At 58.7% G+C, this 20902-nt stretch carries 22 protein-coding genes; all 22 read right to left on the minus strand.

Going from position 1 to position 20902, the window contains the following annotated elements:
• A complete protein-coding gene (locus tag ACWJJK_RS18180; protein WP_086134993.1) occupies positions 1–477 on the minus strand; it encodes a chemotaxis protein CheW in 477 nt (158 codons plus the stop codon).
• A 21-nt stretch (positions 478–498) separates the two neighbouring features.
• Complete coding sequence (locus tag ACWJJK_RS18185) at positions 499–1134, minus strand: chemotaxis protein CheW (protein ID WP_454128343.1); 636 nt, start codon at positions 1132–1134, stop codon at positions 499–501.
• The gene (locus tag ACWJJK_RS18190) at positions 1131–1934 is read right to left on the minus strand and encodes a ParA family protein (RefSeq protein ID WP_077730365.1); all 804 of its coding nucleotides are present in this window, start codon (positions 1932–1934) and stop codon (positions 1131–1133) included. The genes ACWJJK_RS18185 and ACWJJK_RS18190 overlap by 4 nt, the downstream gene beginning before the upstream one ends.
• Positions 1931–2824 (minus strand): flagellar motor protein MotD, encoded by an 894-nt coding sequence (gene motD / locus ACWJJK_RS18195; RefSeq protein ID WP_077730364.1) that lies wholly within the window; start codon positions 2822–2824, stop codon positions 1931–1933. Before motD ends, ACWJJK_RS18190 begins: the two co-directional genes overlap by 4 nt.
• A gap of 7 nt (positions 2825–2831) precedes the next feature.
• Positions 2832–3575 (minus strand): flagellar motor protein, encoded by a 744-nt coding sequence (locus tag ACWJJK_RS18200; RefSeq protein WP_077730363.1) that lies wholly within the window; start codon positions 3573–3575, stop codon positions 2832–2834.
• Positions 3576–3577: 2 nt separating this feature from the next.
• On the minus strand, positions 3578–4627 hold the full coding sequence (locus tag ACWJJK_RS18205; protein ID WP_086134996.1) for a protein-glutamate methylesterase/protein-glutamine glutaminase: 1050 nt from the start codon (positions 4625–4627) through the stop codon (positions 3578–3580).
• A gap of 24 nt (positions 4628–4651) precedes the next feature.
• The gene (locus ACWJJK_RS18210; RefSeq protein ID WP_454128344.1) at positions 4652–6868 is read right to left on the minus strand and encodes a chemotaxis protein CheW; all 2217 of its coding nucleotides are present in this window, start codon (positions 6866–6868) and stop codon (positions 4652–4654) included.
• Positions 6869–6880: 12 nt separating this feature from the next.
• Positions 6881–7618, minus strand: coding sequence for a protein phosphatase CheZ (locus ACWJJK_RS18215; RefSeq protein ID WP_454128345.1), 738 nt, complete (start codon positions 7616–7618; stop codon positions 6881–6883).
• 21 nt (positions 7619–7639) lie between these two features.
• Complete coding sequence (gene cheY, locus ACWJJK_RS18220; protein WP_077730359.1) at positions 7640–8026, minus strand: chemotaxis response regulator CheY; 387 nt, start codon at positions 8024–8026, stop codon at positions 7640–7642.
• Between the two features lie 53 nt (positions 8027–8079).
• Positions 8080–8859, minus strand: coding sequence for an RNA polymerase sigma factor FliA (locus ACWJJK_RS18225; RefSeq protein WP_077730358.1), 780 nt, complete (start codon positions 8857–8859; stop codon positions 8080–8082).
• Positions 8856–9686, minus strand: a complete 831-nt coding sequence (locus tag ACWJJK_RS18230; protein WP_077730357.1) for a MinD/ParA family protein — start codon at positions 9684–9686, stop codon at positions 8856–8858. The genes ACWJJK_RS18225 and ACWJJK_RS18230 overlap by 4 nt, the downstream gene beginning before the upstream one ends.
• Positions 9687–9714: 28 nt before the next feature.
• Positions 9715–11214 (minus strand): flagellar biosynthesis protein FlhF, encoded by a 1500-nt coding sequence (flhF, locus tag ACWJJK_RS18235; RefSeq protein ID WP_077730356.1) that lies wholly within the window; start codon positions 11212–11214, stop codon positions 9715–9717.
• Positions 11215–11296: 82 nt separating this feature from the next.
• A complete protein-coding gene (flhA, locus tag ACWJJK_RS18240) occupies positions 11297–13390 on the minus strand; it encodes a flagellar biosynthesis protein FlhA (protein WP_086135000.1) in 2094 nt (697 codons plus the stop codon).
• A 105-nt stretch (positions 13391–13495) separates the two neighbouring features.
• A complete protein-coding gene (gene flhB, locus ACWJJK_RS18245; RefSeq protein WP_347258354.1) occupies positions 13496–14638 on the minus strand; it encodes a flagellar biosynthesis protein FlhB in 1143 nt (380 codons plus the stop codon).
• Between the two features lie 201 nt (positions 14639–14839).
• Positions 14840–15610 (minus strand): flagellar biosynthetic protein FliR, encoded by a 771-nt coding sequence (gene fliR / locus ACWJJK_RS18250; protein WP_086135002.1) that lies wholly within the window; start codon positions 15608–15610, stop codon positions 14840–14842.
• 5 nt (positions 15611–15615) lie between these two features.
• Positions 15616–15885, minus strand: coding sequence for a flagellar biosynthesis protein FliQ (gene fliQ, locus ACWJJK_RS18255; protein ID WP_077730352.1), 270 nt, complete (start codon positions 15883–15885; stop codon positions 15616–15618).
• Positions 15886–16609: 724 nt separating this feature from the next.
• Positions 16610–17338 (minus strand): flagellar type III secretion system pore protein FliP, encoded by a 729-nt coding sequence (fliP, locus tag ACWJJK_RS18260; protein WP_077730412.1) that lies wholly within the window; start codon positions 17336–17338, stop codon positions 16610–16612.
• A gap of 35 nt (positions 17339–17373) precedes the next feature.
• Positions 17374–17793 (minus strand): flagellar biosynthetic protein FliO, encoded by a 420-nt coding sequence (fliO, locus tag ACWJJK_RS18265; RefSeq protein ID WP_077730351.1) that lies wholly within the window; start codon positions 17791–17793, stop codon positions 17374–17376.
• The gene (gene fliN, locus ACWJJK_RS18270) at positions 17790–18266 is read right to left on the minus strand and encodes a flagellar motor switch protein FliN (RefSeq protein WP_086135748.1); all 477 of its coding nucleotides are present in this window, start codon (positions 18264–18266) and stop codon (positions 17790–17792) included. The genes fliO and fliN overlap by 4 nt, the downstream gene beginning before the upstream one ends.
• Positions 18263–19297 carry a flagellar motor switch protein FliM gene (fliM, locus tag ACWJJK_RS18275; protein WP_077730349.1) on the minus strand — a complete coding sequence of 345 codons (1035 nt, stop codon included), beginning with the start codon at positions 19295–19297 and terminating at the stop codon, positions 18263–18265. The genes fliN and fliM overlap by 4 nt, the downstream gene beginning before the upstream one ends.
• A gap of 2 nt (positions 19298–19299) precedes the next feature.
• Positions 19300–19818, minus strand: coding sequence for a flagellar basal body-associated FliL family protein (locus tag ACWJJK_RS18280; protein WP_077730348.1), 519 nt, complete (start codon positions 19816–19818; stop codon positions 19300–19302).
• 351 nt (positions 19819–20169) lie between these two features.
• Complete coding sequence (locus tag ACWJJK_RS18285) at positions 20170–20808, minus strand: hypothetical protein (protein WP_139841202.1); 639 nt, start codon at positions 20806–20808, stop codon at positions 20170–20172.
• Positions 20809–20902 lie beyond the last annotated feature (94 nt).

A 20902-nucleotide genomic window follows, 5' to 3' on the forward strand; every position in this document is an offset into this window, starting at 1 on the left:
TCAAAGCAGATCGAGCTGCGCCTTGTCTTCGTCGTTCAAGAACTGATTCAGGTCGACCAGAATCAGCAAGTCGCCATTATGACTCGTCACGCCCTGAATGTATCGGGCGCTTTCTTCATTGCCGACGCTGGGAGCCGATTCGATTTCGGAGGCTCTGAGTTCGACCACCTCCGCGACACTATCGACCAAAATACCGATGACTTGATCGTCCGCCTCGATAATGACGATCCTCGACGCATCGTCCGGCTGCTTGGGAGGCAGCCCGAAGCGCCGCCGGGTATCGATTACCGTCACCACGTTTCCGCGCAAATTGATGATACCCACCACATAATCCGGCGCTCCCGGAACCGGCGCAATTTCGGTGACACGCAGCACCTCCTGTACCTGCATTACGTTGATGCCGTAAGTTTCTTCGCCCAAACGGAATGTGACCCACTGATTCACCGGGTCGCTGCGTCTTGCCAACGCTTCGCTCATATTACCCTCTCGCCTCTAGCATTATCGTAAAACTCTCAGATTTTTGGATCGGCCGGCCGGAATCAGGCTGTGCGGATCCACCAGCACGCATAAGCGATCGATAATCGTGCCGGCCGCCCATGCTCGCCGGGATCGGTTTACGCGCCAGAGGACATCGCTTTCGCGCAGCCGGACCATATCGACGATCTCGCCGCACACCAACCCCCACCGCCCTTCATTAAGTAATAAGGCATGACGATGGGAATCTTCTAAGGAGATGGAACGCTTGCCGCCTATGAGAAGCTCCGTGTCCGCCAGTTGAATGATCTCGCCCTGAAATCGGGTCAGCCCTTGAAACCAATCTGGCTTTCCCGGCAAGACCGTCACTCGCGTCGAATCGTCAAGGCGTTCGATTCTCCTCACCTCGGTCAACGGCGCGGCAAGAACCGTATGACCGATTCGAAAATAAACCACTTGAAATTCCGATTGCGCCCAGTCGGGCAAAGCCGCGGGAGCAGACAGGACGGGCTGGGATGCCGCTACCGAGTCGGAATCCGTGCGCTCGGCCGGCAATGCTTCCGACTGGCCGTAGGTTTGATTCAGCAGGTTCCGCAGATAGAAAAGGAGTACTTGATCCTGCCATCCCGTAGTGCTTCGGGCTAGGCGATCGGCTTTCATGCGGTTGCCAGAGCCGGCTCGACCGAGCGTGATCGATTTTGCGACAACATATGCTCGAGCAGTTCGGTGTAGGCGATGACAGCCTTGGCCTTGGGCATGTAATAAGACAGCGGAATTCCGGCGTCGCTCGCTTCCCGCACCTGGGTATCGACCGGAATCACGGAATCCCAGACCTGATCCCCATAACGCTCGCGCATCACCCTGAGGGTTTGTATCGACGCGCGGGTACGCCGATCGAACAAAGTGGGAACGACCGTGTAATCCAATCGCGTTTTCCGAGACTTACCGATCATTTCCAGGGTGTGCAGCATGCGCTCCAGCCCTTTGAGCGCGAGAAACTCGGACAGCACCGGAATGAACAAATGTTCGCAGGCGGCTAGTGCGTTCACCATCAGCACACCCAGCATGGGTGGGCTGTCGATCAGCACGAAATCGTACTGCTTCCGAACGGCTGCCAGACTATTGGCAATTACCAGCCCCATGCCGCCGGCGCCCCCCTGCCGCTCTACGGTCGCGATAGCGGTCGAGGCCGGCAGTACCGACAGCCCTTCGAAATCCGTAGAGGCGATATAAGGACCCGGAAGCAAGCTTTTCTTGGCAATTGCGTCTTGAAACAGGTTGTAGACGCTGACATCGATTTGATCCGGGTTCATTCGGAAATAGCTGGTCAGCGAACCGTGCGGATCGAGATCGATCAATAAAGTTCGGTACCCCCGCGACGCGAGAATCCCCCCCAAGGTAACGACTGTCGTGGTCTTGCCGACGCCGCCTTTCTGGTTGGATACGGCCCAGATTCTCATGGCTTCGAAACCTCCGTCGGAGTGATGGGCGCTTCCGTAGACACCGGCTTTTGCGAAGCGCCGAAATCCTCAATTCGGTCCCCGGAAGAAAGCTTGTAACGAGCCGCTCCGTGGGACATCAGAACGATGACCACTCTCCGATTTTGGTAGCGTCCTTCCTCCGTCCTGTTGTCGGCAATCGGATGATGCTCGCCGTAGCCTATCGCCGCCATGCGGCGCGGATCGATGCCGTTGCTCATCAATTGGTTGACCACCACTGCGGCGCGGGCGGACGACAAGGCCCAGTTGGAAGGAAATTCGGGAGTGTTGATCGGCAGATTATCGGTATGACCCTCGACGTGAATGGTGTTGTCGATTTCGCGGAAAATTTCGGACATTCGGTAAAGTATGGGCAGCGATTCCTTAGAAAGTTCGGCTTTGCCGCTGGAGAAAAACATCCCGCTCTTCATTTCGACCTCCACCCACAGCTCATGGCGTTTGACGGCAACTAAATCGTCCTGAATATACGGCGATAAAGCCGCTTCGATCTGATCCGCCAGGCTCTCGAGCTGGGCGTATTCCGCATCGAGATTCTCCGGCATCGGCCGAGTCTTGTCCTGGGACGATGCCGAACCGTCCGACGCCGCGGGTTCGCCCAAAAGGTCTTGTCCTTTCTTCAACTGGCCGAATTGAATCGGCTCCAGCGTATGCCCGAGGTTGTGCTCCTTCCCCGGCTCCTTGAACACCGCGGAAAGCGACTCCGACAACACCCGATACTTGCCTTCGTTGACCGAAGAAATTGCATACATGACGACAAAAAACGCAAACAAAAGCGTAATGAAATCGGCATAGGAAACCAGCCAGCGCTCCAGGTTCACATGCTCTTCTTCCGAATGCTTCCGCCGCGACATACGTTAGTCATCCGTCTAGGAAACCGGTCAGCTTCATTTCGATATTCCGCGGGTTCTCGCCTTCCGCGATCGAAATGATTCCTTCCAGAATCAGTTCCCGCGCCTGGTTATTGGCCTGTGCTCGGGATTTCAGTTTGTTGGCGATGGGAAGAACGATCAAATTGGCGAGACCGACGCCGTAAATCGTCGCCACGAATGCCGTCGCGATGCCGCTCCCCAGCTTGCTGGGGTCGGACAAATTCTGCATCACGTGAATCAACCCCATGACCGCGCCGATGATTCCCACGGTCGGCGCGTAGCCGCCCATCGCCTCGTATACCTTGGCCGCGCCCAAATCCCGCTGCTGGCGAGCGTATATTTCCACCTCCAAGCTGTCCCTTATGGCCTCGGGCTCGTTGCCGTCGACCAGCAACTGAAGCCCTTTCTTCGCCAGCGGTTCTTTCTCGGCGCTGATGAAGGTCTCTAAGCCGAGCAGGCCTTCCCGCCGCGCCAAGGCACTCCAGCTGACGATTTTCTTGATTTGTTCCTTATGATCTATCGGCGGCGTCATGAAGACCCATTTGAGCATTTTGACGGCATAGAAAAACGCTGCCGGCGGCGTCTGCAGCATGGTCGCACCCAGCGTACCGCCGAACACGATCACTATCGCCGGGCCGTTCAGCAGTGACTGGATATGCCCACCCTCGAGCCAATTGCCGCCTAGAACGGCGGCGAGCCCGAGAGTGACTCCGATAATGCTTAAAGGGTCCATGCCTAAAGATTCTTCAATTCGCCGGCCATTTCATCGAGATCGTAGATGCAATCGGCCAGGTTAGCTTCGACGATCGCTTTCGGCATGCCGTAAACGACGCAGCTCTGCTCGTTCTGGGCCCAGATGGCCGCGCCCTTGGCTTTCAATTTTTCCGCTCCGAGCTTTCCGTCCGATCCCATGCCGGTCAGCACGATGGCGAGAACCTTGCCGGGCATGTTCTTGGCTATGGAGCTAAACGTGACATCGGCACTGGGACGAAAATGTTCCCCGCTTCCGCTCTCCCGAACGACGACGGTTTTCCGCGCCCCGTGCTCGCTCAGCTCCAACTGAAAGCCGCCGGGCGCCAGAAGAGCGACACCGGGTCGCAGTTCGTCGCCGTTCTGGGCCTCCTTGACCCGAATTCGGCAAAGCTGATCCAGGCGTTCGGCAAAGCTGCCGGTGAAATTTCCCGGCATGTGCTGGACCAAAAGAATGGGGACCGACGCGGTCTCCGGAATTTGCGTCAGAACTTTCTGGATAGCCACCGGACCGCCGGTAGAAGCGGCGATGACCAGCAAACGGAAATCCCGAAGTTGCGCTTTGGCGGCCGGAGGCCGGGCAACGACCGGAGCGGCGACAGGCCTTGATGGCCGACGGAGCCGCCTCAGCCTCCCCGCATGCTCGGCCAAATCGCGAACGCGCCGCCGCAAAATGCGCTTGGCCAAGTCCTGGTCTCCGCTGATTTCCTGCAATTGTTTGGGCATGAAGTCCATTGCGCCGGCCTCGAGAGCATCCAAGGTAGCCTTGGCGCCCGCTTTGGTGGACGCGGAAAACATCAGAATCGGCGTGGGCCGATCTTTCATGATCTCGCGCACCGCGGTAATACCATCCATTACGGGCATATCCACGTCCATGGTGATGACGTCCGGATTCAAGGATGCCGCCTTTTGCACGGCCTCGGCGCCGTCGGCGGCGCTTCCTACGACCTCCATGTCGCCATCGGCGTTGAGGATTTCGGTCAGTCTGCGGCGTATGAAGCCCGAGTCATCCACCACCAAAACCCTGATTGTCATGAAAACCTCTTAGTTGTCCTAGGCTTAATGCAAGGAGGCGTACCGTTTCATCAAACCGGGTACATCCAGAATGAGGGCGATTTTTCCGTCGCCGGTAATCGTCGCACCGGCCATTCCGCATACCCCTTGGAGTTTCGCCCCCAAAGGCTTGATGACGACTTCTTCCTGTCCGACCAAATGATCGACCACGAAGCCGACATGTCGTCCCCCTACATTCACCACCACTACATGGCCGCATTTCCCGTCCTGATTTCTATCATGCCGGTAGCCCGGAACCAGCCATTCCTTGAGATAAAACAATGGCAACGCGCGCTGCCGGACCAGCACCACCAACTGCCCATCGACCGTATTGGACTTCGTGAGGTCGAGGTCTAGGATTTCGACGACGTTCGCCAACGGAAGAGCGAATGGTTGATTGTTCAGCTTGACCATCAAAGTCGGCATGATGGCCAAAGTCAGCGGCAATTTGATGGTGATGCGGCTGCCCTTTCCCTTGCTCGAATCGATGGCTACCGAGCCGTTCATCTGGGCTATTCGGGTCTTTACCACATCCATGCCGACACCTCGTCCGGAGATATCGGAAATCTCGGACTTGGTGGAAAAGCCGGGCATGAAAATCAAGTTGTAACAATCCTTGTCGTCCAGGCGGGCGGCGCTCTCCTGGTCCATCAGTCCCTTTTCCACGGCCTTGCGCCGGAGCACGTCCGGATCCATGCCTTTGCCGTCGTCCTCGATGGTCAATTCGATATGATTGCCCTCCTGAGACGCGGTCAGAACGACCGAGCCCTCGCGCGGCTTACCCGCTGCGATCCGCTCCCCGGGGGTCTCGATGCCGTGATCGACCGCGTTGCGAACCAAATGCACCAATGGATCTGCCAAGGCCTCGACAAGATTTTTGTCGAGATCGGTTTCTTCGCCGCGCAACTCGAGCTGCACCTCCTTGTTGAGGCTTCTGGCCAAATCCCGCACCACGCGGGGAAAGCGGCCGAATACCTTCTTGATGGGCTGCATGCGCGTCTTCATGACGGACAGCTGGAGATCCGAGGTCACCACGTCCAGGTTGGCGACCGCTTTGGCAATCTCCTCGTCATTGAGCGCGATCTTGAGGGTTTGAAAGCGGTTGCGAACCAAGACCAGCTCGCCGACCATGTTCATGATCTCGTCGAGACGCTGGGTATCGACGCGGACCGTGGTTTCAACTGCCGCGGCCGCCTGTGGTTTGACGGTCTTGGCCGGTTCCCTTGTCGCGCTGCGCGCTTCCGTAGGTGCCGAAGACAGAGCCGCTGGACGCGCGCTCTCCTGATTCGGTACACCGCCATGCTTGCCCTTGCCATGAAGCTCGTCCAGCAGGCGATCGAATTCTTCCTCAGTGATGCGATCGCTCTCGGCTACAGGTCTCGGCGCCCCGGGAACCACGGCGCTCGGCATGCCGGTGTGCTTGCCCTTGCCATGGAGTTCATCCAGCAAGCGCTCGAATTCTTCCTCGGTGATGTCATCATGCGATTTGGCATTCGGAGTGTTTAGCGCTGGCGCATCTGGCACACCGCCATGCTTGCCCCTTCCGTGAAGTTCGTCCAGCAGACGCTCGAATTCTTCTTCGGTGATTTCATCCGAAGTCGAGCCGTTCGAGTCAACCGCCGAGACGGGCGAGGGCCGGCTCGGCTCCTCCGCCGCATCCGGCAACGGTTCGAATTCCGCCTCGGCCGGATCGTCGTCCTGGCCGGGTTCCAGCATCGCCGCGAGCGCCTGTTCCACAACATTCGCCGCGGACGGAAGCCTCTCGGGTTCGGCCGCCGAAACGGATTCGGGCTCCACCGACGCCGGAGCCGGCGGGACAAGAGTAGAATCGCTTCCCGGCTGGGCGAGAACTTTCAGCCGATCGATCAGCGACGGGTCGGCCGGTTCGGGATCGTGTCCGGAGCGGATGTCCCGAAACATGGCGTTGACGACGTCCAATACTTCCAGAATGACGTCCATCAAGGCCGGGTCGGCGCGCCGCTCGCCTTGTCGAAGCACGTTGAATACGTCTTCGGCGTTGTGGCAAACGTCGACCAAGGCGACAAGATTGAGAAACCCCGCTCCACCCTTCACGGTGTGAAAGCCGCGAAAAATGGCGTTCAATAAATCGTAATCGTCCGGCGACTGCTCAAGCTCGACCAGTTGAGCATTGAGCTTTTCCAGTATTTCCCCGGCTTCTACCAAGAAATCCTGAACGATTTCGTCATCGAGATCGATCGCCATTGCGCCTTACCTTCAGAAACCCAAACTCGACAGCAAACTGTCCACGTCGTCTTGATTCTGCACGGTATTCTTGTCCACCCCCGGAACAGCCGGGCCGAGTGGTTCCGATTTGGTTTCCGGCACGCTATCGCCGGAGGGCTTGAAGCGCCGTCCCGAAATTCGGATCAATTCGACCAGACTGTGCTCGAGATCCTGAACGAGCTTGATCACGCGCCGAATGATCTGGCCGGTGAGATCCTGAAATCCCTGCGCCATGAGCACTTCGGTGAGACTATGCTGAATGGTCTGCAAATGCCCCGCGGAAACGTCGAAATACTGCGCCAGGTCTTGAGTCAGGGACTTGAATTCCTCATAAGGCATTTCCCGCTGGCGAAAGCGTTGCCACTGGGCGCTGAGTTCGTTCGACTGCTCGCGAAGACTTTCGGCGAACGGCAAGATGGATTCGACTGCATTCAAGGTGGTGTTCGCCGCCTGCTCGGTCATGGTGATGACGTAGTTGAGGCGCTCTTTGGCGTCGGGAATTTCTTTCTCCGTGAGATCCGCGATTCTTTCGTCCAGGGAAAAATTCGCCAGCGTGTCGTGGAGCTGGCGGGTCAACTTGCCGACTTCCTGAAACATCAGGGTTTCCCGGACGCGGCCGATATCATCGAGGATACGGTCGGCCGACTCGTCGTCGCCGCGCTCCAATGCCGCCAGAAGTGCGCGAGCCTGTTCGATCCGCCCGTCGGCGGACGGTTGCTTGTCAATCATTAGCCGCCCCCAAAGGTTCGATCAGGCTTCCAGGCGTTCGAAGATCTTTTCGATCTTCTCTTGCAGGGTGGCCGCGGTAAACGGCTTGATTACATAGCCGTTTACACCGGCCTGCGCCGCCTCCACGATCTGGTCCCGCTTCGCCTCGGCGGTCACCATCAACACCGGCAACTGAGCCAGGTTCGGATCGGCGCGTACTGCGCGCAGCAGATCGATACCCGTCATTCCGGGCATATTCCAATCGGTGATCAGAAAATCGATTCCCCCCGACTGCAATTTGGGCAGAGCACTCTGCCCGTCGTCGGCTTCGAAAATATTGTTGAACCCGAGCTCCCGCAGCAGGTTTCTGATGATCCTTCGCATGGTGGAAAAGTCATCCACAACCAGGATTTTCATGTTCTTGTTCAAGGACGCTCACCTCGTTCCGGTTAACCATTTTTTATTATCGATTCATCGGGGCCTCAGACTTGCGCGGCTTTTCGCCTTCCCTTCGAACGGGCTCCGGCGGATTGCTCCGCATCCAGCCAGCCTTGCATTCTCGCCCTAAGGCGCAACATGGCCTGGCTTTGCAATTGACACACTCGGGACTCGCTGACCCCCAGCACTTCGCCGATTTCGCGCAGGTTGAGTTCCTCTTCGTAATAGAGCGAAATCACCAGGCGCTCGCGCTCCGGCAATCCCGCGATCGCGTTCGCCAAAGCCTCGGCAAATCCGGACTGGGTCAATACCTCGACCGGAGGCGCGGCCGAATCCGCACAGTCGTCCAAAGCCGAATCGCCGGCCTCCAACAACTCTTCGAAACTGAACATGCGACAGCTCAAACTATCGTGAAGAACCTGATGGTATTCGGAGAGCGACAGTCCCAAATGCTCGGCGACTTCCGCATCTCGGGCGTCGCGTCCGGTCCTGGCCTCGATGCTACGCATTGCTTCAGCCACATCACGCGCCTTGCGATGAACCGAGCGCGGCGTCCAATCGTAGCGCCTCAGCTCATCCAGCATCGCGCCGCGGATCCGGATCCCGGCATAGGTTTCGAAACTCGCGCCCTGAGCGTGATCGTACTGGCGGGCTGCTTCCAGCAAGCCCACCATGCCGGCCTGGATCAAGTCCTCCACTTGCACGCTGGACGGCAGCCGGCTCATGAGATGATAGGCAATCCGTTTGACCAGTGACGCGTGCTGCCCCACGATGGCGTCCAATCCGGGCGCCTGTACCGATGCGTACAAGGCGATGCCGCTCATAAGGCTGCTGCGCTGTGGTACTGAATCATCCGCTCTACGAAAAACTCCAGCCGCCCACTGGCTTGGCCGGAAATCGGCAAGGCATCCATTTTCAGCGCCAAGGCGCGAAACGCCCGCGCCGCTTTGCTGTGCGGATAGGCGACGACCACCGGAGTTTGCTTTTGAACCGCCTTTCTCAATTGCTCGTCGCGAGGAACCACGCCCAATAGATCGAGCGTCACGTCGAGATAGCGGTCCGTCACCCGGCACAGCTTGCCGAACAACGCCTGACCCTGTTGATAGTCCTGGACCATATTGGGCAGGATTTGGAACCGATGAACGCCGTAGTCCCGGTTCAGCAATTTGATGAAGGCATAAGCGTCGGTAAGCGACGTAGGCTCGTCGCACACCACCAGAATGATGTCCTGGCAGGCGCGCGCGAAGTTGACCACCCCCCCCGAAATACCCGCTGCCGTGTCGACCAGCAGCACGTCGATGTCCTGGTTCATCTCCCCGAAGGCGCGAATCACGGCGGCCTGTTCCGCAGTGGTAAGCTCCGACATGCGCTGAATACCGGACGAGGCCGGCACGATCTTCAGCCCCGACGGCCCTTCTACGAGGATTTCGTCCAAACTGCGCTCGCCGCTCAACACATGGGACAGATTGAATTTGGGCTGCAAACCTAGGAGCACGTCGACGTTTGCGAGTCCCAAATCGGCATCCAGCAGAACCGCGTGCCGACCGAGCTCGGATAGGCTGACCCCGAGATTGACGGCGACATTGGTTTTGCCGACCCCGCCCTTGCCGCTGCTCACCGCCAAGACACGCACCGGCCTGGGCTGTGCCATACGTCGAATTCCGTCGGCCTGATCAGTATCAAACATTCGCATGGACTATCCAGTCTTCGTAGGTAGGCATCGGAGCGCCGACAGTCTCCGCTTCGGACCTTTCGGCAAAACACCGGTTTAATAATAGATGAGTTCTCGCCACGTGCAGGTCTTCCGGGACCTGCTGTCCGTCGCACACGAAGGACACCGGCAAGCGGTTCTCCACCACCGTGGACACCGCGGCGCCGAGTTGGCCGGTTTCGTCCAGTTTGGTCAGAATGCAGGCTTCCGGGGAAAAGACCTTGAAGGCCTCCACCGCCTCTTGCATCACGCGTAGCTGGCTGGCCGCGGACATGACCAGATAGGATTTGACGGGCATGTCGGTGCGGCTGAACAGTGCGGCTTGCTCGGCCAGGCGCCGGTCGCGCTGCCCTATGCCGGCGGTGTCGATGAGTACCAGGCGCTTATCGTAGAAACTCGACAGCAGCTGACGCAGATCCTCGATACTGGAAGCCGCCCGGACCGGTACGTCGAGGATGCGGCCGTAAGTCCCGAGCTGCTCATGAGCCCCGATGCGGTAGTTGTCGGTGGTGATCAGCGCGATTTGGCGCGGTCCGTGCTTGAGTCTGAACCGGGCCGCCAGCTTGGCAATCGTCGTCGTCTTACCGACGCCCGTAGGCCCGACCAGGGCGACGACGCCGCCGTAATCGAGCAGGTTGTCTTCGGCCAGCGGGATCTGCCGTGCCAAGACATGTTGACTCGCTTGCCACGCGACGTCGGCGTCGGCGACGCCGCCCAAGCGCTCGGCCAGTTCCAGACTGAGTTTCTTGGAGAACCCGAGCGCGCCGAAACGACGCAAGAGATCCAGTCGGGTCGGATTTCGGCCCGCCGCGGCCTGCCATCCGGTTTCACTCAAATGGGCGTCGATCACGCGCCGCATCTGTTTGAGTTCCCGTTGCATTTCCTTCAGCGCGTCGGCATCGACGCTCGGTTTGGCAGGAGCCGGCTGGGAAACGACGGCTTCGACAGAAGATTCTCGCTCGGGCCGGGAAGCCGGCTTTCCGGCAGCGGGTTCGACCGCAGGACCGCCCTGTTCGCTCCGCCCTGATATGGCATGGGTATCTACACAAGCTCCAAGATTGTCATTCCGGCAGGGAGTACTCGCCCCTTCCCTGCCGGGGTGGCGATTTGTGCGAATATCTTTGCCCGATACGGAAGGAGCCGGCTTGCGAAGGCTCGTCGCTGCCGAACCGGCTCCCAGTGCGGCCGAGCTCTTTCCAAGAGCCTCGCGAAAGGCGTCCTCGGCGCGCCGCCGGGTATCCGTTTCGGCTTTCGCGACCGGTTCGGCGTCGCCCGTCTCCGATTCGCCGCGCGACTCCGATTTCGCACGATCCAATAACAGCTGCTCGTCGAAGTCCCGAGCCGCGACGATCTCCACCCCGCCATCCACTTTGCGGTTGGACAAAATCACGGCGTCCGGCCCCTGCTCTTCGCGGACCATGCGGATCGCTTGACGAATATCGGGTGCGAAATATCGTTTGATCTTCATGCCTATGTCCTAGTCTTTCGGAAGCTGTCCCCAAAACTTTGCTAACGACTCCGGCAAGCGCAGCGGGACTGTGCGCGGCGGCTCAACCGCGCTGGCCGATGCTGGCCACCACCCTGACTTGCCGGTCTTCCGGGATCTCGTTGTAAGCCAAAACATTGAGCCCAGGGATGGAATGGCGCACGAAGCGCGCCAACCAGGGCCGCACCGGCGAGGACACCAGCAGAATGGCGGGATGTCCTTCCATTTCCAGCTTCTGCGTCTTCTCATCCAAGGATTTGTGGAGCTGCTCCGCCAAGCCCGGTTCGATGCCGGCGCCCTCGTGTCCGGCCGTTTGAAGTATTTTTTGCAACAACTGTTCCAGGTCCGGATCCAGGGTCAGAACCGGGATTTCCTTCTCCATGCCACTGATTTTCTGGACGATTAGGCGTCCGAGTGCGGCACGCACCACCGCCGTCAAAACGCCGGGATCTTGGCTTCTGCCGCCGAACTCCGCCAAAGTTTCGGCGATGGTCCGCATATCGCGAATCGGCACGTTCTCCTGAAGAAGGTTTTGCAGCACCTTGACGATGACGCTGAGAGGCAGGGTTTTCGGCGTGAGATCCTCGACCAGCCGCGGCATCGATTTGGCGAGCAGGTCGAGTAACTGCTGCGTCTCCTGATGTCCGAGCAGCTGGTGGGCGTGGGACTGCAACAAATGGCTGAGATGGGTGACCACCACGGTACCGGGATCGACCACGGTATAACCGAGCGTCTGGGCGTGGTCGCGCTGATCCGGTTCTATCCAGACGGCCTCCAGTCCGAAAGCCGGGTCCTTGCCCTCGACGCCCTTCAGCGTTCCGTAAACCCGCCCCGGATTGATGGCCATCAGGCGATCCGGAAACACTTCGGCCTCCCCGACGGTGACGCCGAGCAGGCTGATGCGGTAGGCGTTGGGAGTCAGGTCCAGGTTGTCCCGGATGTGCACCGAGGGGATCAGGAATCCGAGATCCTGGGACAGCTTCTTGCGCACGCCCTTAATCTTCGACATGAGCTGCCCGCCCTGATTCTTGTCGACCAGCGGGATGAGCCGATAGCCCACTTCCAGCCCGATGAGATCGACCGGCACGACATCGTCCCAGCCGAGCTCTTTCACTTCGGGCGCGGCGGCCGAGGGCCTGGCCGCGACGCGCGCTTCCGCCAATTCGCGCTCGCGCCGCTGACGCTTGGAAATGGAATAGGACGACGCGCCCATGGCGCCGGCCAGGAGCAAAAAGGCAAGATTCGGCATGCCGGGAATCAGGCCCAAGAGTCCGACCACGCCGGCGGAAAGCGCAAGAGGCCTCGGATCGGCAAAAAATTGAGCGCTGAACTGGGCGCCGATGTTCTCGTTGCTGCTGGACACACGGGTCACGATCATGGCCGACCCGACCGACAGCAACAGCGAGGGGATCTGAGCCACCAAACCGTCGCCGATGGTCAGCAGCGTGTAATTGTGCAGGGCTTCGGAAAACGCCAGATCGTGCTGCAGCATGCCGACGATCAGCCCGCCGACCACGTTGATGAGCAAGATGAGGATGCCGGCTATGGCATCGCCCCGGACGAACTTGCTGGCACCGTCCATCGATCCGTAGAAGTCCGCCTCGCGCGAGACCTCCTGGCGTCTCGTCCGGGCTTCATCCTGATTGATAAGACCGGCATTGAGATCGGCATCGATCGCCATCTGCTTGCCGGGCATCGCATCCAGGGTGAACCGTGCGCTGACTTCCGACACGCGCCCGGCGCCCTTGGTAACGACCACGAAATTGATGATGACCAGAATGATGAACACCACCAGACCCACGGCGTAGTTGCCGCCGATCACGAATTCGCCGAATGCCTCGATCACCTTGCCGGCCGCGTCGGGACCCTTATGCCCTTCCAGCAGGACCACGCGGGTCGAGGCCACGTTGAGGCTCAGTCGGAGGAGCGTGGCGACCAGCAGGACCGACGGAAACACGGCGAAATCCAGCGGGCGCAGCGTATAAATCGTCACCAGCAGGATCAGCAGCGAAAACGCGATATTGAAGGTGAACAGCAGATCTAGAATGAACGGTGGCAGCGGCAGCACCATCATCATCATCATGAGAAGAATGACGAGAGGAGCGCCCAAGCCGAGTTTGCCGGCGACTTTGATTCGTTCCAAAACTGTTGCGGCCATGACGAAACCCGTGCGTAACCTTCAGTGACAGCGAAGGCAATCACGTTTCGTGCCGACCGGCCGCAGAGCCGGACCCTCCGAAAAAAAATACAGGCAGTATGCGGCTTACGCGTCGGCAGCCTTGCGCAAGAATTCTTCCGGGATCTTGAATTCGGTCGGCGGCGTCGGAATGTCGCCGCCGAAAACCCGGGCCGCCTTGAGTTGATAGACGTAAGCCAAAACCTGGGCAACCGCGAAATAGAGACCGGCGGGAATTTCGCGGTCGAGATCGGTGGACGCATAGAGCGCGCGGGCGAGCGGCGGCGCGGACAGGAGCGGCACACCGGCACCCACGGCCAAATTCCGGATTTGGGCCGCCACCAGGTCCGCGCCCTTGGCGACGACTTTGGGCGCTTTCATGCCGGCCTGGTCGTATCTCAGGGCCACCGCGTAATGGGTCGGGTTGGTCACGATGACATCGGCCTTCGGCACCTCGTCCATCATTCGGCGCCGCGCCAGCTCCATCTGCAAGCTGCGAATCCGGCTTTTGACTTCCGGTTTGCCTTCGACTTCGCGCATTTCGTCCTTGACTTCCTGGCGCGTCATTTTCAGCTGGCGCTTGTGGTTCCAGAGCTGAAAGGGCACGTCCACGATCGCGATCAGCCCCAGCGAAGCGCATAGCCACAAAATAAACGTCATGACGAGGCGCGCGGTTTGATTCGCCGCCGGAAGCAAAGCCTCGCGGCCGAGACCGACGAGATCGTCGAAATAAGCCGTCAGCAGTCCGGCGGTCACAAAACCGATCAAGAGAAATTTCAGAACCGACTTCACGACTTCCGCGAGGGCCTGAACCGAGACCATGCGAGCCAGGCCCTTCATGGGATTGAGCTTTTCCGGCTTGGGCATCAGGTTCTCGCCGCTGAAATTCCAGCCGCCCAGCGCCATGGGAGCGGCCAGGGCAGCCAGAACGGCAAGACCGAGGATCGGGAGCAGAACCTGGCCCGCGGCCAGCAAGTCTCGGCCGAGATGGGCAAGCGGCGCCGCAGGATCGAAAAGGTCGCGGCGACTCAGACGAAAGTCTCCCTCCATGATTTGCCACAGGCTTTGCGCCATGCCGCCGCCAAAGACGAATATCGCTACCGAACCGGTCAGCAGAAGAACAAGAGTGTTCAATTCGCGGGAACGCGGAATCTGACCTTTTTTCCGAGCATCGCTCAGGCGTTTACTGGTAGGGTCCTCTGTTCGTTCCTGATCGGATTCCTCGGCCATGACACCTTATTTCAAATCGCTTTCAATTACGGAATTAACTTTTGTAAGGGTGGGTTATTCCAAATCGCTTTCAACAGGAATTCATTTTTGTAGGATGGGTAGAGCGAAGCGAAACCCACCGAGCGACCTCGGATCGGTGGGTTACGCTGCGCTAACCCACCCTACGATTAATGCCCATTCGAATACCGAATCGAATTAGTCCTACTGCAGAATCGCGCTCATCAGTAGATAGCCTTCATCGAGAAAACCGGAAAAAAGGCCTAGGACGTCCGGCACGGTAATGCCGATCAGAAACAGTCCCAACCCCAAGCTGACCGGGAATCCGACCGAGAAAATATTGAGCTGGGGCGCCGCACGGCTGGCTACGCCGAACCCCAGATTAACCAACAGCAAGGCCGTTACCAGCGGCAAGGAAAACAGAACTCCCGCAGCAAACAAGCGGCTCGCCCAGAGCGCCAGCCGCCGCATTCCGTCGGCACTCAAACCTTCGAACCCGACCGGCAGCATTTGAAAGCTGTCGACCAGCAGCCGGATCAGTATCAGATGTCCGTCCATGGCCAGGAACAGCAGCGTCGCCAAGATTTGATAAAACTGGGCGATGACCGGAACCTGCACGCCGGTCTGCGGATCGACCATGGACGCAAAACCCAGTCCCATGCTGTAGGCGACGCTCTGCCCGCCGAAAACGACGGCTTCGAAAACCAGGTGCAGAACGAGACCGATTGCGAGACCAATCAGGAATTGCTGAACGGCGATCCAGAAACCGGACAAGCTGAATAGTTCCGCATCGGGCATGACCGGCAACATCGGCGAGATCAGCCAGGTGACGGACGCCGCCAGCATGACGCGGACACGGACCGGCACCATATGGCCGGTAAAGACCGGTATCGCAAGAAACAGCGCGCTAACGCGCAAGAAAGGCCATGCGATGCCGGCGACCAGAGTCAGGAGCTGGCTTTCGCTGAACTGCACAGACTTCAACCGATCAGGCTGGGTATGCTGCGAATCAACGACCGGGTGTAATCGATCAGCAGTTGCAGCATCCAGGGTCCGGCCAGCATCAGCACGATGGCCATGGCGATGAGCTTGGGCACGAACGTAAGGGTCATCTCGTTGATCTGGGTGGCGGCCTGGAACAGGGCGATCACGAGTCCGACGGCAAGGGCCACCAGCAGCATGGGCGCGCTGATCTGCATGGTGACGGTCATGGCTTGCTGGCCCAGGGCGGCAATGGTTTCGGGTGTCATTTACTGTTCGTAATGAAAGTCAAACCATATCGTCACCCCGGCAAGGAATGCCGGGGTCCAGGTTACAGGGACGTAGACGCCTCGCCATCCTTGGCCTCTGGATTCATGCCGCACAGTCCCTGTGCGGCACCCTACGGGCGCTTCGCGTGCAAATCGGCAATCCTCTGCCGATTTGTCATGCCGGGCCATCCTGTGCGGCACCCTACGGGCGCTTCGCGTGCAAATCGGCAATCCTGCCGATTTGTCATGCCGGGCCATCCTGCCCGGGACCCTCCGAGCGGCTCTCGCCGTGCAAACCGGCTGTCCTGCCGGTTTGTCATGCCGGGCCATCCTGCCCGGCACCCTCCGAGCGGCTCTCGCCGTGCAAACCGGCTGTCCTGCCGGTTTGTCCGGCACAAATTTGCCTGGAGCAAATTTGGACGTGCGGAGCACGGTCCGAAGGACGAGCCCCAGGGAAGGGGCGAGCAATCCGTGCCGGAATGACGGGTAATCCCGGCATCTCTTCCCTATAGCATTTTCTGATTCGGTGTAAGGGAGCCCCATAGGTAGGTCGGCAATCCCTTGCCGACGTACTGGCTCGGCAAAGGGCTTTGTCGGAAGGGCAGCTCTGGCGCTCCCAGAGATGCCGTTTGCGATTGGGAAGGGATTGCCGACCTACGCTCTTCCCACCCCACACGAATCCGTACACCGGGATGAAAAACGCTCTAATACCTGCTGTAAAGACCTACTCGACGAAAAAACTCGCCGCGAGCGTCTCGACCACCAGCGCCCAACCGTCCACCAGGACGAACAGCAAAAGCTTGAAGGGAAGCGAAACGATCATGGGCGACAGCATCATCATGCCCATCGACATCAGTATGGTGGCCACCACCAGATCGATGATCAGAAACGGCAGGAACAAAAGAAATCCCATTTGAAAAGCCGTCTTCAGCTCGCTGGTCATGAAGGCCGGCACCAGCAAGGAAAATGGCGTCGCCTCGGGACTGGCGATGTCCTGCTTGCCGGATATGCGCGCGAAAAGCTCCAAATCGGTTTCCCGCGTCTGCTTGAGCATGAACTGGCGGAACGGAACCGCGGCTCGTTCGAGGGCCGCGCCCGGCGCCAGCTGTTCTTTCATATAAGGCTGCAGGGCCTGTTCGTTCACCTGCTCGAACACCGGCAGCATGGTAAACAGGGTCAGAAACAGCGAAATGCCGAGCAGTACCTGATTGTTGGGCGTCTGACCGGCGCCTAGTGCCTGCCGCAAGATCGCCAGGACGATCATGATGCGGGTAAACGAGGTCATGCTGAGCAACAGCGAGGGCAGCACGGTCAGCGCCGTCATCAGCGCCAGAACCTGTATCGTGACCGTGTAGGTCTGGCTGCCCTGGCCGTTGGCGGCCACGGTGAAAGCCTCGATGCCGGGAGCGCCTTGCGCCGAGGGAATCGACAACGCAAATAGAGCCGCGATCATCCCGAGAAACGTCAGAGCGAAGTACGGCCGACGGTTCATGATCGCCGCCCCGTCAACTCGTGCAAGCGTTCGGCGAACGAGGCCCCGGCCGACGGCATTCCGCTCTCGACCGGGATGATTTCCGAATTTTCCAGGATGCACAGGGTCTCGACCCGTCCTGGCGCTACCCCCAGCACCAGTTGTTTCCCACCTGCCTGCAACAACACGACCCGCTCCCGAGATCCCAGCGAAACCGCGGCCAACACGCGAAAGCTTCCCGGCGCGAGCCGGGAAAAGCTGCCGAATCGCCGCAGCAGCCAGGCCAGAGTGAAAATGACCGCCAATACCGCCAGCAATCCGGTCAGACTCTTCGCCATATCCACCGAAGGCAAGGCCTTGGGTACGGCGGAAGCGGTGTCGGCCAGCAGAACCGGCGACATCAGCGACGAAACCACCGCAAAGACATGGGCCTTCATTTCAGCTTTCTCACCCGCTCCGCGGGACTGATGACATCGGTGAGACGAATACCGAACTTGTCGTTCACCACCACCACTTCGCCGTGAGCGATCAGCGTGCCGTTCACCAGCACATCCATGGGTTCGCCCGCCAGCCGGTCCAACTCGACGACCGAGCCCTGGGTCAGCTGCAACAAATTGCGGATGTTGATCTTAGTGCGCCCTATCTCCATCGCGATGGTCACCGGAACGTCCAGCAGCACGTCCAGGTTGATGTCCTCGATTTTTGCCACGTCCGCCGCCGGCGGAGATCTCCCGAGATCTTCGAAGGTCGCGGGTTCGGGTTTCGGAGCCGCCGGCTGGCGGGGAGGCTCCGCCATTTTTTTGGCAGCCTCTTGCTGCTCCAACAGGGCGGCGGCCCAATCGTCGGCTAGATCTTCGGATTCGTCGCCCCCGTCAGCGCCTTCGATCGATTCTTCCAATTCGTCGCTCATGCTCGTTCAACTCCGCTTCCCAATACCCCGATTAAGCGTTCTTTATCCCCGCTTGCGCGGCTGATCTTCTCCAGAATCTGCACTGCGTAATTGCCCCGCGAGATCCCGACCTTGCCGCGAAATACGGGGATGTCGTCGACGACGACCGTAATGGTCTCCGGCATTTCGATCGGAATCACGTCGCCGGCTCTCAACCGCAACATGTCCTCCAACGACAAGGTCTTTTCGACCAAGGTGCTGTGCATCTCGATTTCGGCATCCAGGATTTCCGCTTGCAGAGCCGTGCGCCAACGGTCGTCCGAATCATCGCTTCTATCCCCCTGAATACCGGCATCCAGAAGTTCCCTGATCGGCTCGATCATGGAATACGGCAGGGTAATGTGCAGATCGCCTCCCCCGCCTTCCACTTCGATATGTATGGTGGAGACCACGACGACCTCGGCGGGACTCACGATGTTGGCGAACTGCGGGTTCACTTCCGAACCCAGATACTCGAACTCGATCGGCATGACCGGCGCCCAGGCTTCTTTCATGTCCTTGAAAATCAGCTCGAGCAGCATCTGAATGACCCGCATCTCGGTCGGCGTGAACTCGCGTCCCTCGATCTTGTTGTAGAACTGACCGCTGCCGCCGAAAAAATTGTCCACGACGGTGAACACCAGGGTCGGCTCCATGACCATCAAACCACGCCCACGCAAGGGGTTGAGCCGGATGACGTTCAGATTGGTCGGAACGAACAGGCTGTGCACGTATTCCGAGAACTTCAGGACCTGAACGCCCAATACCGAAATCTCCGCGGAGCGCCGCAGCAAATTGAACAGACTGATGCGGAAATGACGGACGAAGCGGTCGTTGATCATCTCCAGAGTGGGCATCCGCCCGCGCACGATGCGGTCCTGACTGGTGAAGTCGTAGGTCCGTACCTCGCCGCTTCGAAAATCGATCTCCGATTCGGTTCCGATATCTCCGTCGTCGACGCCGTGCAGAAGCGCGTCGATTTCTTCCTGAGTCAAAAGATCATGAACGGCCATGGCTATTGCATGATGAATCCGGTGAAAAAAACCTCTTCGGCGCCTTCCTTGTGGCCCGTTTGCTTAGAAACTACCGCGTTGATTTCCTCGAGCAGCTTGCCCCTGAGCGCCTCTTTGCCTTCGGCCGTCTTGAGCCCCGCCGGCTCCTGGCCGCTCAGCAGCAAAAGCACGTTGTTGCGGATCATCGGCGAATGCTTTTTCACCGCGTCGATCACGGCTTGATTTTTCGAAGCGACGCTAAGGCCAACCTGGAGCAGGCGGGCATCCGGATTGCTCTTGAAATTGACCACGAAAGCCGGGTCGATAGCGAAATAGATCATCGGCAGCGCGAGCGCCCCGCCGTCACGGGATTCCGCAGCCGCCTCATTCTCGTTCTGCTTCGGTGGGAAGATCCCCCAAAAATAAAGCGCTGCGAACACGGCAAGGAGCGTTCCCAGCATGGCTCCGAGAACGATAAAAATAACGCTCTTGGATGACTTCTTCTTTTCTTCGCCTAAATCCAGTTTGTCTTGTTGCGCCATCGCGGTTTTCCAAAGTTTTCTGCTGCCTTCAGCAACAATGATGCCCACAAAAAAAGCTTAGCACCGACAAGGCATTAGCAAGCCCTGAACGCTTTTCGTCGCACTACGGCAAGACAAAAGCCAGCAAGGCGCCAAAATTCGGACGCTTGGAAACGAAAGGAGACTGATGGCTGAATGCTCCAAGAGCGAGATCAACGCCGGCAGCACTACGGCCGATACGCGGAGAGAGCAACTGCGGCAAGGGAACGGGTATTCAGATACAGAGCCAGAAAAGGGGGGATCGGCATAATCTGTATCAGCCGGCTAAGCCGATCCCTTAGGCATTATGAAATCGAGATTAGTAATCCATGCTTAATTGGCAAGCGTTCCGGTAATACTCGTGAATACATTTTGGCCGGTACAGGCATTGATCGTACCCTTTACAGTAAGGGTGCCGCCTGTAACGCCACTGAACATTCCAGTATTTCCGGGAGCGGTAATTGGCCCCACCGTGAGCACGGGCGCCTTGACATACATGATTTCCGTGACCGCCCATTTACAAGGATATGCTACCGGAGAAAAGCTGACAGGCGTATCGCCATCGGTGCTCAACCGCGACAGTTCCGAACCCGACGAATCGGTACACGTGATGACATGGCGAAGATGGCCGGGCACCACGAGAGGCTGTCCTGTCGGAAGCATGACGGGCGCTCCGGAGCCGTCCGTAAAAACCTGTAGATCGTATCCTTTCCCCAAGACGGCGCATACCAACGTAGTCTTGTTATCTACTTTTACGGCCATTTCTCCGAGCTGGGTATCTCCCTCGTAATTCGGCGCTATCGCCGGCCAATCGATATCGTCATTTCCCAAATCGTCGTAATGAATCGAGGCTTCCATAACCGTTTGAGTGCGCCCTACTCCCGATTTGATCACGATATCCGCAGAAGCAGAGGCCGAAAAGATCATCCCGGTAGCGACGCAAACGGTAATTACAGACGGTTTCTTAAACATTATTGTTTCCTTGTAATTGATGAACAAACTAAAGCGCGACTGAACTCCCAAAGCGTGTTGTTCCTCCGCCACATGAAGATAGCAGGTTAAATTG

It is taken from the genome of Methylocaldum gracile (genome assembly GCF_053646815.1).